Source organism: Paraburkholderia yinzeri (assembly GCF_046581065.1).
GTDB lineage: Bacteria > Pseudomonadota > Gammaproteobacteria > Burkholderiales > Burkholderiaceae > Paraburkholderia.
Genome location: NZ_JBFOCJ010000002.1, coordinates 1,376,239 through 1,390,311 on the forward strand (window position 1 = coordinate 1,376,239; position 14,073 = coordinate 1,390,311).

The window sequence follows — 14,073 nt, forward strand, 5'->3', positions numbered from 1 at the left end:
GATCAATCCGCCAGCGCCCGCGCGTGCGCGGCGCGATCGGCGCCGCTCACGGCCCATTGCTGCGGCAGCCAGACTATCGTTTCGAAGTGGCGGTAATCCGCGCCTTGCCGGCTGTCCGTGAAGCGCAGCTCGATGCGGCCGCCTTCGCGTTCGAGGAACGCACGCACCGCATCCATGCCCACGCCGCGGCCCGACACCTCGGTCACGTGCTGCGCCGTCGAGAAACCCGCGTGGAAAATGAAGCCGGCAATCGTCTCGTCGCTCGCGGCTTCGTCCTGGGCGAGCCAGCCGCGCTCCTCCGCAATGCTGCGGATGCGTGCAAGCGCGAGGCCACGGCCGTCGTCGGCGAGCACCATCTTCAGGGCGCCGCCTTCCACGTTCGCCGCGATGTCGATATGGCCCGCCTCGTCCTTGCCCTGCGCGCGGCGCTGCGCCGGCATTTCGATGCCGTGGTCGAGCGAGTTGCGCAGCAGGTGCGTAAACACGTCTTTCACCGTGGGCGCCACTTCGCTCTTCAGGCGCAAATCATGGTCCGCAATCCTCACGATCGGCGCGACCTTGTCCAGCTCTTCGGCCAGCGATGGCAGCGAGTCGAGCACGCCCGCCAACGCATCGCCTACCGTTTCGGTACCGATACGGGCGAGCAGGCCGCGCACCGCCTCGCGCATGGCGCGCAGCGAAGCGAGGTCGTCGTCGCGAGCGGCGTCGAGCGCGCGCAGGCTGGCTTCGATCTGTTCGCGCGCCACGCTCACGCGCCCTTCCCGACCCTTCGCACCCGCGCCGCGGCCCAGGCTCTCGGCATTGATCGTCGCGTAGTGCTCGAGCGAATGCTTCACGCGCTCGAGATCCTCGATCAGCGACTGCTGGTCCCACGTGTGATCGGGGTCCTCGCGGCGCAGCGCGTCGTAGCGCTGCTCGACCTCGTGCACGACGCCCGTGAGGTGCTGCAGGCTGTACGTGCGCGCATTGCCCTTCACCGTGTGCATGTTGCGGAATAGTTCCGCGACGGCATCCATGTCGGCGCAGTCGTTCTGGCGAATGATGCGTTCGTTTTCGTGGATGAAGCCCTTCGAGCTTTCCACGAACTGATGGAACTTCTCTTCGCTCACCGCGAGAATCTCGCCGATCATCTGCAGGCGGCGCTTCTGCTCGCCGGCTTCCGCCGCGAGTTCGCGCAGTTCGGTCACGTCGCGCACGCACAGCATGAGGCGCACGACCACGTCGTTTTCGTCGGTGATCGCCGACCAGCTCAGGTCGAGCACCTTCTCGCGGCCGTCGGGCATCGTGCGCGTGATCTCGTTCACGAGCAGATGCTGGTTGAACGCGAAGTTCACGCTGTCTTCGCCAAGGCACGCATCGACCGCGGCTTGAACCTGGGCGATCGTGTCGGCGTCGAGCGTCGTGTTGGCGAAAACGAGGTCCATGAGCGGACGGCCGGCAATCTCGTTAGTTTCGAAGATCGCTTCCAGATACGCCGAGTACTCGTTGTGAATGGTCGCGCCTTCGATCACCGTGAGAATGCCCTGCTGCATGTTCTGCAGCATCGCCTGGATGTCGTCGGTCTTGCGCTTGAGCTGCGCGGAGCTCTGCTGGATCTTCTCGATCATGCCGTTGAAGGCGACGATCGAGTGGCCGATTTCGTCCATGCGGCCCACGGGCACGCGCCGCGTGAAGTCCTGGTTCGAGGCGATCTCGCTCATCATCGCCTGCATGCTCGAAAGCGGTCGCGTGATCTGGCGATACAGCAGGAGGCCGATCAGCGTGAGCAGCACGATCGCGCCGCCCGTCACGCCGGCGATGGCGCTCGTGGTGGTGTCGAGCGTGCCGTTGAGCGCCGTGATCGCGTCGTCTTTCTGGCGGTTCTTCTCGACGCGCAGCGTCGTGACGATGCCTTCGAGTTCGTCGCGGTACTGCGCGACGTTCGCGAAGAGGTAGGCCTGCGCGAGCTCGTTCTTGCCCGCGGCCTTCATTTTCGCGGTGTCGTCGATCGCGGAGAAGTAGTTCGCGATGCTGTCGTCGGCCTGCGCGACAAGACCTTCCTGCGCGTGGCTCGCAGCAGCCTTGCGCTGCACGTCGAGCGCGGCGCGCAGCGCGGCTTCCTTGGTCTTCAGGTCGTCCTGCGCCTGCGAGACCATGTTCGCGTCGGGCGCGTAGACGAGCGTCATGGTGGCAAGCTGCACGTCCTTCACGAGCGCGACGAGATCGGAGGAAGCCAGCGCGCTCGGCACGACACCTTGCGTCACCTGGCGGACGTCGGCGGCGCTGCGGCGTGTCTGGTAGACCGCGTAGCCGCCGATGGCGGACAGCGCGACGAACATCAGAACGATGAGTAGCGTGATGCGGTGACGAATGGTCATGTCGAAATCCCCGGGCCGTCAGTGCGCCGGCCGCACTATCGTTGTGCGACTCATGACGCATAGGCCATCTATTCGAGCGTGGGATTATCGCGGGGGGTATGTGACGCTGTTGTGAATCTTCACAGGAATGTGTCCTGGCGCACGGTGACGCGCGAGGCGAAAGGGTAAAGGCCGGGTAGCGGCCACCTTGCGATAAGATCGATGCTCGCCTTTCAAAACGGGAACTCGCCGTGCCCTCATCGCCCCGAACCGCTGCCGTGCCCCAATTCTGGCGCGACGAGGCGCTGCCGTTCATCGAGGTCCGCGCGATTGCCGACGGCCGCAAGGTGCGCTACGGCCTGCACGCGCATAGCACGTTTTCGGTCGGCGCGGTAACGGGCGGGCGCAGCACTTACCTGAACGGTCGCACGCTCGAGTCCATTGGCGCGGGCACGGTCGTGGTGGTCAATCCCGAAGTCGCGCATGCGTGCAATCCGGCCGAAGACGCGCCGTGGGCCTACCGCATGTTCTATCTGGACGTGGACTGGCTCGCGCAACGGCAGCAGGATCTGGGCTTCAACGCCGGTCAGGGCTTTCGTGCGTTCGAACAGACCTTGAGCCTGCGTGCCGATCTCTTCGCCGGGCTCAACCGGCTCTACGCGCTGCTCACCGATACGCACGAGAGCACGCTGCGCAAGGAAAGCGCCGTCACGGCCTATTTTTCGACGCTGCAACAAACGCTGAATCCCGCGCCTGCCAGCGCGCGCGAGCCGAACCATCGTCTCGCGCGCGCCGCCGAATACATCGACGACAACTACACGCGCACGCTCAGGCTGGAAGAAATCTGCGCGGCGGCCGACCTCTCGCCTTCGTATCTGATCCGCGCGTTCAGGCAGCAGTACGGCATGACGCCTCACGCTTATGTCGTGAACCGGCGCATCGAATTCAGCCGGGCTCAACTACGGCGTGGACGAGCCATCGCCGATGTCGCCGCGGATGCCGGCTTTGCCGATCAGGCGCATCTCCAGCGCGCGTTCCGCCAGTTCGTTGCTGCGACGCCAGGACAGTACCGCGCGGGACAGTAGCGCGGCAACGCCTGAATGCCGCTCAGGTCTTGAGCAGATACAGCGCGCTCGCGGCAAGCAGCACCGCCATGCTGCGGTTCACGAGGCGCATCCGCGCCGGCTTGCGCAGCGCCTGGCGCAACGACGCGCCGGCCCAGGCCCAGCAGGCGATCGAGAGATAGCAGACGACGCAGTAGATCGCGGCGAACTGCCAGACCAGCACCTTCTCGCCCGAGGCCGCATAGGCCCCCATGCCCGCCACCGAGGCGAGCCACGCCTTCGGGTTGAACCACTGCATGGCCGCGCCCACCCACAGCGAGGGGCCGCGCGCGGCGGCGGCGGTGCCGATCTCGCCCTTGTCGGCGGCAAGGCGCCAGGCCACGTAGAGCAGGAAGGCCACGCCAGCCCAGCGAATCGCGCGCGTGAGCCACGGCCATTGCGCGAGCAGTTCGTGCAGCCCGAGCCCGATCAGCAGCAGAAGCAGCACGAAGCCGACTGTCGCGCCGGTCACGTGGCGCAGGCTCGCGCGAAATCCATACCGCGTGCCCGCGCCCAACGCGACGACATTGACGGGTCCTGGAGTAATCGACGTGGCCAGCGCGAAAGCGGCCATGGAAAGTGCCATGCTCACGGTCATCCTCGGGTTATCGCGGGTTATCGCGGGTTATGTTCGTTACGCCCGGCGGGCGAGTGCATCACCGGCCCAAGCGTAAGGGGACCGCGCAAGCGCGTATTGAAGGAAATTGCCCTCGCCGGCCAGCAAGAGCCCTGAAGACCGAAGCGCAAGGTCGAAGTCACGCTATCATTCGCCGGACGGCGCGTTCCGCCTCCGCGCGAATGCCGGCAACCTGCGCAGCGCACGGCGCTCATCCTGAACGGAACACCCCCATGGAACGGAAGAAAATACTGGTCATCGGCATCGGCGCGGGCGACCCCGACTACCTGACCGTGCAGGCCATCAATGCGCTCAATCAGGCAGACGTGTTCTTCGTGATGGACAAGGGCCCCGCAAAGGACAAGCTCGTGGCGCTGCGCAAGACAATCTGCGCGCGTTTCATCAAGGATCGCGACTACCGTATCGTCGAAGCGGCAAGCCCCGAGCGGCGGCGCGACGGCACCGACTATCGCGCGGCCGTCGAGGAACTGAACCGCGACAAGCAGCGCGTGTTCGAACGGCTCATCGAAGAGGAACTCGAAAACGGCCAGTGCGGCGCCTTTCTCGTGTGGGGCGACCCGTCGCTCTACGACAGCACGATTCGCATTCTCGACGCGATACAGGCGCAAAAGCGCCTCGCGTTCGACTTCGAGGTGATTCCGGGCATCAGCAGCGTTCAGGCGCTTGCCGCGAAGCATCGCGTGCCGCTCAACTTCATCGGTCGACCCGTGGCGATCACGACCGGGCGCCGTCTCGCGCAGGGCTTTCCTGCGGACACGGACAGCGTGGTCGTGATGCTCGACGCGCAGAACGCCTACCGCGACCTCGCGGACGAAGACCTCGACATCTACTGGGGCGCCTATGTCGGCACGCCCGACGAGATTCTCATATCGGGCCGCCTCGACGAGGTGAAGGACGAGATCGTTCGCGTGCGCGGCGAGGCGCGCGACGCAAATGGCTGGATCATGGACACCTATCTGCTGCGCCGGCGCGGCGTGGAAAACGAAGGCGATTGAGGGCCCCCCAGGTCACCCCCAAGCCACCCAGGCGCGGCGGCGCCCCCTCGGGCGCGATCAGGCCAGCCCTGCGCAGACGGCCACGATGATCGAGCCGATCACGAGCACGGCGCCCACCGTCTTGCGCTTGTTGAGCTCGGTCCACAGCAGCACGCCGGTCAGCGAAAGCAGGATCAGCGCGCCCGCGAAGCTGTCGATGAAGAGCACCCAGCCCACGCTCATGCCCACGCCCTTGTGCAGGTTCGTGAGCGTGGCGAGCAGCGAGTTGCTGTTGCGCTTGAGCGTGACGAAATCGTTGCCGTCCCAGTACTCGACCGTGACGCTCTCGTGCGGCGACGAGAACATCAACTGCCAGTGCTCGGGCTGAACGGTCTCGCGGTCGCCCCAGGCCACGGGATGTTCCGGCTCCTTCTGCACGCGGCCAACGCGCGTCGGCAGCTTCAGATCCGGCTGCCCTTGCAACCACTTCACGAGCGCGCGCGGCGTTTCGGGCGCGGGATCGGGCAACTTGAGCTGCACGGTCGAAACCTGCGGTGCGCCCGTCGAAATACGCAGCGGCTCGCCGCGATGGTTGAGCACGAAACCCGTCACGCCGAACAGGAGGCCCAGCGCCGCGCCCCAGAGTCCCACCCAGCCGTGCACCTTGCGCAACCATTTGATGAAGGTCGCGCGGCGCGAACCGCGGCGTGAACGTTTCGCGCGCTCATCGCGCGCCGCGGCGTCGAGTTGCGCCGGGCGCGGCTTCGCCGCCTCGATTTCCACGGCCTCGGGATAGTTCACGTTTCACTCCAGATGCGCAAAAGGTTGTGATAGCAACCGACCAGGCTGCGGCGGGCCTGCGCGTCCGCGTCGCTCGCGTTCAGGCGCTGGATCGCCGTGTCCATGTCGAAAAGCAGCGCGCGCTGGGTATCGCTGCGCACGAGGCTCTGCACCCAGAAGAAACTTGCGAGGCGCACGCCGCGCGTGACCGGCGTGACCTGATGCAGGCTCGTGGCCGGATAGACGATCATGTCGCCGGCCGGCAGCTTGACCTCCTGCACGCCGTAGCTGTCCTCGACCACGAGCTCGCCGCCGTCGTACTCGTCGGGCGCCGAAAGAAACAACGTCACTGAAACGTCCGTGCGCAGCTTCACGCCGTTGGGCAGCACCCGCACGGCGCCGTCCACGTGGCTGCCGAACGTCATGCCGCCCTCGTAACGGCTGAAGAGCGGCGGATACACCTGATTGGGCAGCGCCGCGCTGATGAAGAGCGGATTGCGCTCGATGGCGGCCAGCACCACATCGCCCAGTTCGCGCGCGATCGGCGTGTGCTCGGCGATCTGCTGATTGCGCTTCACGGGCGCGCCGGTATAACCGGCCGTCGCGCGGCCGTCCACCCAGGCGTCGCCCGCACGGTCGAGCCGCTCGCGCAGGCCGCGCACCTGGTCGGGTGTCAGTACATTCGGTATGTGCACCAGCATCGGGTTTCCTTTCCATCCGCCACGCTCGCCACGCGCGTAAAACCGCGCATTGTGCGCGACTTTTCGGGCAATTGCGTTACGGCGTGTGACGGCATCTTGCGCTCACAGCCGATAGTCGAAGGTCGCGAGCAGCGTGCGTCCCACGCCCGGCACCGAGCGCCCGCCATCGGATTGAATGAGCGCGTCGTAGTAGAACTTGTTGGTGAGGTTCAGCAGGTTCAGGCGAACGTCCCACTTCTTCTGGTGATATTCGGCCATCGCATCCCAGCGCGTGTAGCCGCCTACCGAAACGTAGTTCGTGTTCGCCGCATAACGCGCCGACATGTAGGTCGGGCCGCCGCCCACTTCCCAGTGCGGCGCCACCTCGTAAGTTGTCCAGAGCGTCAGCGTGTTGCGCGGCGTGTTCGCGAGCGTGTTGCCCTGGGTGCCGTCCAGCGCCTGGAGCACGACGCCGTCCATGTAGGTGTAGCCGCCGAACACCTGCCATTTGTCCGTGAGGTGGCCGCTCACGCCCGCCTGGAAGCCACGCACGCGCACGTCGCCTTCCAGCAGGTACTCGCCCGAGGAGGTTTGCGTGCGCGCGTTGTTCATCTCCTGCTGGAACAGCGCCGAAGTCACCGAAAGATTGCCGTTCAGCAGATCCCACTTGCCGCCCACCTCGTACGACTTGGTGGTTTCCGGCGCGAGATTCTGCGTATTGTTCGTGACGGTGAGCGATTCGAGCGACGGGTCGAACGAAGTGCCGTAAGAGAAATAGTAGGACTGCCAGTCGGTGGGCTGATAGATCACGCCGGCGCGCACGCTCGTGAACGTGTTGGTCTGGTCCGCATAGCCCGGCGCGCTGATCGTGTTCGAGATGTGCGCCTGAAAGCGGTCCCAGCGCAGCCCGCCTATCAGCTTCCAGTGCTCGCCCAACGACATCGTCTCGTTCATGTAGGCCGCGAGCGAGGTCGCGCCCGACTCGGCGTGATTGCCCACGGTCTGCGTGACGTTCGATGGCGTGGACATGTACGCCGGATCGAGCAGCGAGAGAATCGGCAGATTGTTGCGCGTATAGGCCTGGTTCGTATAGCTGTCGTGGCCGACCTCGACACCCGCGATCACGTCGTGCTTGAGGAAGCCCGTGTCGAACTTGTACTCGGCCATCGAGTCGTTGTAGATCGAGTGGTTCTCGATCACGCGGTCGTGGCTCGCAAGCTTGACGTAGAGGTCCGAGAGCGGCAGCGTCGTGTAGTTGCCGTTCGAGAGCGCCGGGCTCGTGGCCAGCGGACCGGTCAGCACGGCGCCGGCCGCGGTCTCGCGCGCGTCGGTGAGCGAGTGCGAGAACTCGGTCTGGTTGGTAATCTTGAACTGGTCGTTGAACTTGTGATCGACGCGCGCCGTGACCGTCTGGACGTCCTGGATCGTGCGGTCGTCAGTAAGGCCGTAATACGTGCTCTTCGACGGCGCGAACGCATGGCCGTTGATCGACTGCACGCCGTAATCGGGCATGTCGTAGTTGTGCTGGATCAGCGCGGAGAGCGTCACCTCGGTCGGCGTGCCGATGCCGAAGCGCAGTTCGGGCGCGATACCGTAGTCCTTGTTCTTCATCTCGTCGCGCGTGGAACCGAGCGACTGGCCGAACGCATTCAGGCGGAACGCCGCCGTGTCGCCCAGCGGATGGTTCAGGTCGACACTCGTGCGATAGCGGTCGTCGGTCCCGACCGTGGTCGAGACTTCCGCCGACGGCGTGAGATTGGCCTTCTTCGACACCTGGTTCACCACGCCGCCTGTCGAGCCGCGGCCGAACAGCATGGACGAAGGGCCGTAGAGCACTTCGATGGCGTCGAGGTCGAAGGTGTCGCGATAGTACTGGTTGCGGTCGCGGAAGCCGTCGAGGTAGATGTCGTTCTGCGCCGTGAAGCCGCGCAGGTTGATGTTGTTGCCGATCTGGCCGCCTTCCGCGCCGCCTATCGTGATACCGGGCGCGTTGCGCAGCGCGTCCTGGAACGAGGTCGCGCCCTGCGACTGCATCACGGCCTTGTTGATGACCGTGACCGACTGCGGGATGTCGCGCAGCGCCGTGGGCGTCTTCGCGCCCACCGTCGAGCGCTCGGCCTGGAAGTCCTGGGGATCGGTCTGGCCCGACACGGAGATGGCGGGGAGCGTCGAGCCTTCCGCCGCAGCGGAGGAGGCCGCGGCTGGTGCGGCGGCGGCCGGAGCGCTCTGCGCGAGCGCGGTGGAAGCGAAGGGCACGGCAAAAGCCAGCGCGAGCGCACTCGCGAGCGGCGTCCTGTTCAACATGGGAGTCCTGTCCGACGAAGGCCCCGGCCGGCTGGACATGCGTGACAGCGCATGACGGCACGGGTGCGTTGGCTGGCTGGGCCGCCCCTCAAACAGACAAGGACACGACGCTACGCTGGCTGGTTGTTATTGATTGGACCGATGCGTTTTGGGTCGATCCGAATGAGAATCGGTATCATTTCATATGTTTCTATTTATTTCAATCGTAGGGTTGTTGTTAGTAAGGGTTTGGAATATTTCTGGAAATTACAGGGTGTGAAATGGAAATGTAATTTTTCGTGGGCCGTCTGATTGGGCCCGCGAGGGTATGAGGGCGGCATGCCGTTATCCACAGAAACCGTGGAAAGGTCCGTGGATAACACCTGACCAATCGCGTCAAGACCTTGTTGCGCAAAGATTTTCTGCTCGTGCGTGGGGAGTGGCGTCGTTTCCGTGCATCTGCAAACATCTTCCCCGAGTTTCCCCACGGCGTCCTGTCAAACCCAAGGAGCGCGTGCCGCGCAGCGGGATCGTCTTCATCGCACTTCAACCGTACCAGCCGCACGCACGGCGTTTCTTCAAATATCGTCGTAACCCGGACAGCACGATCCCTAACATGGCGGCAACGACAAGGGAGTAAATCAGCCAAAGAGCGAAAAGACCGATTGTCTCGATGTCCTCGGGATTGAGCGGGTCATGCATGCCCGTCAGGTGCATCCCTGCACGAATGGTGACGTCGAGCCAATACGGCATTTCGAATGAAAACGACGAAAGGGCTTTGCCTATCCACCACCCTCCGACAACCGACGCGGCAATGAACGCAATCAGATATGCCGCGCGTCGAAGTAGCCGATTCATCGAACGTCCACCGTACCGTAAGCGCGCAACGGGCCACCGGGAACCGGCAAGTCGGGCTTATGAGACCGGATGTACCGCCGTAGCCGATCGAATTCAAGGTGATTGATAACGGTAATGCATCCTTCGCTAAGTCGCATTTGCCCTTCAGGATGAATGCGAAAGTTACCACGCCTGATACTGTTAATCATGGTTGTATCGCCTGTGTTCGTCTCTCAACCACAGATGCAAAGGAACTGCCATTGTGGAACCTCTCTGGAAGCGGAATGTGATGGAGCCTTATTTCTTGATATGCGACCAGATCAGCAGGGTGATATCGAACTACTCTGAAAAGCATTTGCACCATGAGTATTGCCAGGTCGCATCGAGTGATACACGCTGGATGCCATCCGCGCGATCAGCCGCCACTACGACGCGGACTCGCCCGTGCGGTCTGCTAACCCCGTTCAGTGCCCGCTCGCCCGCTTTGCGTTCGCGGGCATCCGTCGAATTGATTCGCGCCTTGAGGTCCATCAGCATCAAGTGACTTGATGCGCCCCGCATTTGAGTTTTCGTAGTATGGAGTTTACCGTGACGCATCGTTCGAATTACTGATAATTCTGACAGGATGGCGATGGACCTGGAACTTCCAGAGCGCTACGTGCACGAACTGCGCTATATCACCGCCTTGTTTGGCGAGTTCACACAGGGGCATGTGAAGATCGCTGCCAGGCTGGGCGTCCAGGCGAGCGAGGTCGGGAACCGTTACGTGGAGCGACTGCTCCAGGGGGCGGCCTTCATCAATGCCCGCACATGCCTGCACATCGACCGCTGGCCCCTTGAGATTCCGCTGCGCATCCTGGAGGGCGTCAATCCGAATTTCGCAGCACCACAGCCGTCGATGGGCGTGGTGCGTTTCTATCTCGACGCCTTGGCGGCGCACAGCCCGCAGGGCCTCACCCTGCCACGGCACACGACGCTCACGATGGGCGAGGCCGGGGACAACGCCACGCTCTGCGAATTCCTCACGAGCCAGCCGGTCGGGATATGGCCTCTCGGAATTGAGTACCTGCGATTTACCGGCATTCCCCCTGACATTCCGAGCCTGCATCGTTACCTCCACAACAGCGATGACCTGACGCGTTTGCGTAGTGCATTGCGCGTTCGCCTCGCGACCCTCAATGGCACGCCGCTCGCCCGCCTTGACGGGCTGGACCGCCTGCCTGTCTATCTGTGTGGCGAGGAAGCGCTGGCTTCGCGCCTGTTCGAGCTGATTCACACGTCGGTGATGGGCATATCGGGTGAGTTCGATCAGTGCAACCTGTACGGCGCACAGGTTCCCGGCATGCCAGGCATGCGGGTGGGGTATGAGGGGCTGGAGCCGGACGAAAGCCTCTTGCGCCCGGTGCGACTGAAGTTCTACGGGCAGATGCAGGTCCAAGAATATTATGCGCTGCCGTCCCGGTTCTGGTTCTTCACCCTCACGGGCCTCGCTGCTGGTCTGAAAAGGATAGAAGGACCAGCGGTTGAGATCGTGCTACTGCTCAACCGCGAAGTCGCCGCGTTTGACCAGCAGGTCGATGCGTCGCAGCTTGCACTTTTCTGCGCACCCGTGACCAACTATTTTCCGATCATGACGGCGCGGCTCGATATCAATCCACAGGACACCGAGCACCGGCTTACGCCCGTGGTGGACAAACCGGACGATTACGGGGTGCATTCGGTTGATTTCGTGGTCGGGCAGGTGAACGAGGACTCTGAGCACATTCCCTTTCGTCCGCTTGACACGGCCCTTTCCGACAATACGCGCCGTAGCCCGCGCTACTTCTCGCTGCGGCGTGAGCTGGAACTGGTCGGGAACAACGAATGCCGGTACGACACCCTTCAGCAGTTTGTCCGCACACATACGTGGCTGAAACTGCTTGGCCCCGCACGCGAGCCGGACGACAGCGATGTGCACCACCTCACGCTGCACGCCTGGCTCACCAACGAGGACCTGTCCTGCGTGCTGCCACGCAACGGCGTGAACGATCTGGTCGTGAAGGATGCGAAGTCTGTGGCGGGCGTCGGGTTCGTGCACGGGCCGACCGCGCCCAGGCCGCCGCTGGCCCACGGGGCGAGCGGCGATGCCGCCCGGGAACTCGTACGCCGGCTTCACCTGGAACTGGCGGTCTTTGACGATGAGTTTCACGAACCATCGCCAGGGCAGGGCCTATCGCATCTACCTGCCGGACGGCACGCTCGGGCAGCAGGGCATGCTGACCGATGGGGCAACGCTGGACAGTCAGCACGGCGGAACCGGTGAAGGTGAAGTGCGAGGTCGGGGCCGGAGACTGGGGCGTCGTGGAGGACGCCTACGACCATGAAGAGCTTGCCGACGGCTTCGCCTGATACCTGCCGTTTTTTTAAAGTGACTTGTTAAAGGTAACGCATGGCTCACCCGCAGCAACCAGCCGCGCCCAAAACCCCGCCATCGCCCTATGTGCAGGTGACGTTCGTATTCAGGGATACCCTGCAAAAGCCGATTGAAGGGTTGTCGGTGCAGATCAAGGCGGGTACGGGCGCACCCTCTGCGCCTGCATGGACATTGGGTCAGACCACTGACGGTTCACCGGCACCGGACCCTTCCGTACCCCTGGTGGACAACAAAACGGAAACCGCCACGGATGGGGATGGCTACGCCATGACCATCCAGAACGCCGCGCGCAACCAGCCGATTGACGTTCTGGTGAAGAACCGGCGCGGCGAGTATGCCTGGAAAGCGACGGTGACACCCAAAAAGGATATCAGCGCGTTCACCATCGTCAGCCCCGAGTACCACATCGAAGCGACGACGAAGCTGACGCCGAAGGAGGAACTGGAGCAGAACCTCGATCTTCCGGTGGTCAAGGATGGCGAGGTCATGACCATCGAGCGCCTGGTCCACGACTTCGGGCCGTACATCGGGTGGTCGCAGAAGGTGACCGAGCAGGGGAAGGTCAAGAAGGATTTCCCGGAGAAGCATAGGGAGACGACGACGGATGACAAGACCGGGAAGAAGAAAACGACCACCACCATTGAGCACCACTACAAGGTCGTGGATAACGGAAAGCCACGAACCATTGTTCTGAATCTTCTTGGGTCGCGGTTGAATTATCCCAAACCCGAGACGTTCTCCGAAGATCAGTATAAAAAAATAGCGATGGAGCTAGATGTTGAGGTTGCTGCTGTTAAGGCGATTGTCCAGCAGGAGTCAGGGGGGCATCCGTTTCTGGAAAATGGACTGCCATCCATTCTGTACGAGAAGCGCCATTTTTTTGATCTTGCTGTGGCAAAGCAAGAGGCAAAAAATTCTCCTAAGAAGGATGCAAAAAAGAAAAAAACTCCGACGAACCCCTACCCGGGATATCCTGATTTATGTTTTAAAGGGCCAGATAATTATGGACCAGGTGGCTTGCATCAATATGAGAAGCTTGTGCGCGCAGCAGCACTAGATTTCGAAATTGCGATAAAAGCATGTTCGTGGGGTGGATTTCAAATACTTGGAGAGTACTACGCCGATTGCGGCTGCGCTACTGCGTTTGAATTTGCGAACAAGTTTCTGGCGGGTACTGATGGGCAGGTGGAGATATTTGCCGCTTTTATGAAAAACGTAAAACCAGCGGCAGTTAAGGGGTTGAGGGAACATAACTGGGAGAAGGTTGCAAGCGGATATAACGGCAACGGTTGGCAGACCCAGAATCCTGATTATGCAGCTAATTTGGGTAAATATTATGATCAATTTAAGTAAAATATTTACTGGTGCTGTTTTTGCGCTCGCGATGGCTGCGCGGGGATTTGCAGGGGAGGCTATTTTATTTGATGATCCGAGTTTGATAGCATATCGGGATGATGGTCGAATTTATGGGCTTTATGATGCCCAAAATGAAAAATTTTCATGTAATTTCCTCTTTTTTGAGAAAAGCGATGGCACATCAAATTCTGTCATTGATGGCTATACCGATACGAAGCTGTTGACATTTATCCCTGATGGAGATTCTTTTGAATTCTCGAATAGGGATCGAGACTTTGATATAGATGGGGATCTGTATCGCCGCGAAGATGAGTGGATAATCAGAACCTCTAGTGGACAAGCTGGATGCGAAAATTCGGCAGGAGGATTCATCTTTAAACTCGGAAGTATGGAGGCTATTAAGTATCACATTGCCCGGAAGTTTTCATCATCGGGTATTCGGATCGTAAGGAGCAAGACGCTCTTATACGATCGTCGCGGAAAGGAATTTTTTACCAGGAGAGGCTATCTCGCGAAATGGAATGCGGTCGTTGTTCTTGAATCTCAGAAACAATATTCACTGATACGGTTTTCAGATCCGCGATTAAACGTCGAATCCTACGGGCGGGTCACAACAGGTTGGGTTCACACGTCTGATCTCGTAAATCCGCTCCCTCCCGAAGCCAAACATTAAA

At 61.7% G+C, this 14,073-nt stretch carries 11 protein-coding genes and 1 pseudogene; 5 read left to right on the plus strand and 7 right to left on the minus strand.

Features of this window, described 5'->3' with window-relative positions:
• Positions 1–2: 2 nt before the first annotated feature.
• Positions 3–2,357 (minus strand): HAMP domain-containing protein, encoded by a 2,355-nt coding sequence (locus tag WJ542_RS23155; protein ID WP_411191814.1) that lies wholly within the window; start codon positions 2,355–2,357, stop codon positions 3–5.
• A 230-nt stretch (positions 2,358–2,587) separates the two neighbouring features.
• On the opposite strand from WJ542_RS23155, the gene WJ542_RS23160 reads away from it, so the two are divergent.
• Positions 2,588–3,421 (plus strand): AraC family transcriptional regulator, encoded by an 834-nt coding sequence (locus WJ542_RS23160; protein ID WP_411191815.1) that lies wholly within the window; start codon positions 2,588–2,590, stop codon positions 3,419–3,421.
• Positions 3,422–3,443: 22 nt separating this feature from the next.
• On the opposite strand, the gene WJ542_RS23165 is transcribed toward WJ542_RS23160, so the two are convergent.
• Entirely contained in the window at positions 3,444–4,031 is a 588-nt protein-coding gene (locus WJ542_RS23165) for a LysE family translocator (RefSeq protein ID WP_411191816.1), read from the minus strand.
• Positions 4,032–4,288: 257 nt separating this feature from the next.
• On the opposite strand from WJ542_RS23165, the gene cobF reads away from it, so the two are divergent.
• A complete protein-coding gene (gene cobF, locus WJ542_RS23170) occupies positions 4,289–5,071 on the plus strand; it encodes a precorrin-6A synthase (deacetylating) (RefSeq protein WP_411191817.1) in 783 nt (260 codons plus the stop codon).
• 57 nt (positions 5,072–5,128) lie between these two features.
• Here cobF and WJ542_RS23175 read toward each other — a convergent pair whose 3' ends face one another.
• From WJ542_RS23175 to WJ542_RS23195, 5 genes and pseudogenes are all read right to left on the minus strand, one after another.
• A complete protein-coding gene (locus WJ542_RS23175; protein WP_411191818.1) occupies positions 5,129–5,851 on the minus strand; it encodes a PepSY-associated TM helix domain-containing protein in 723 nt (240 codons plus the stop codon).
• Positions 5,848–6,531, minus strand: a complete 684-nt coding sequence (locus tag WJ542_RS23180; RefSeq protein WP_411191819.1) for a Fe2+-dependent dioxygenase — start codon at positions 6,529–6,531, stop codon at positions 5,848–5,850. Before WJ542_RS23180 ends, WJ542_RS23175 begins: the two co-directional genes overlap by 4 nt.
• A 102-nt stretch (positions 6,532–6,633) precedes the next feature.
• Positions 6,634–8,814 (minus strand): TonB-dependent receptor, encoded by a 2,181-nt coding sequence (locus WJ542_RS23185; protein WP_411191820.1) that lies wholly within the window; start codon positions 8,812–8,814, stop codon positions 6,634–6,636.
• A 525-nt stretch (positions 8,815–9,339) separates the two neighbouring features.
• Complete coding sequence (locus tag WJ542_RS23190; RefSeq protein WP_411191821.1) at positions 9,340–9,651, minus strand: hypothetical protein; 312 nt, start codon at positions 9,649–9,651, stop codon at positions 9,340–9,342.
• Positions 9,648–9,845 (minus strand): annotated as a pseudogene (locus WJ542_RS23195) (tlde1 domain-containing protein); the annotation flags it as partial. The pseudogene WJ542_RS23195 and the gene WJ542_RS23190, both read right to left, overlap by 4 nt.
• Before the next feature lie 416 nt (positions 9,846–10,261).
• On the opposite strand from WJ542_RS23195, the gene tssF reads away from it, so the two are divergent.
• From tssF to WJ542_RS23210, 3 genes are all read left to right on the plus strand, one after another.
• Positions 10,262–11,932, plus strand: a complete 1,671-nt coding sequence (tssF, locus tag WJ542_RS23200) for a type VI secretion system baseplate subunit TssF (RefSeq protein ID WP_411191822.1) — start codon at positions 10,262–10,264, stop codon at positions 11,930–11,932.
• Positions 11,933–12,058: 126 nt separating this feature from the next.
• Positions 12,059–13,396, plus strand: coding sequence for an N-acetylmuramidase family protein (locus tag WJ542_RS23205; protein WP_411191823.1), 1,338 nt, complete (start codon positions 12,059–12,061; stop codon positions 13,394–13,396).
• On the plus strand, positions 13,380–14,072 hold the full coding sequence (locus WJ542_RS23210) for a hypothetical protein (protein WP_411191824.1): 693 nt from the start codon (positions 13,380–13,382) through the stop codon (positions 14,070–14,072). Before WJ542_RS23205 ends, WJ542_RS23210 begins: the two co-directional genes overlap by 17 nt.
• Position 14,073: the final 1 nt, after the last annotated feature.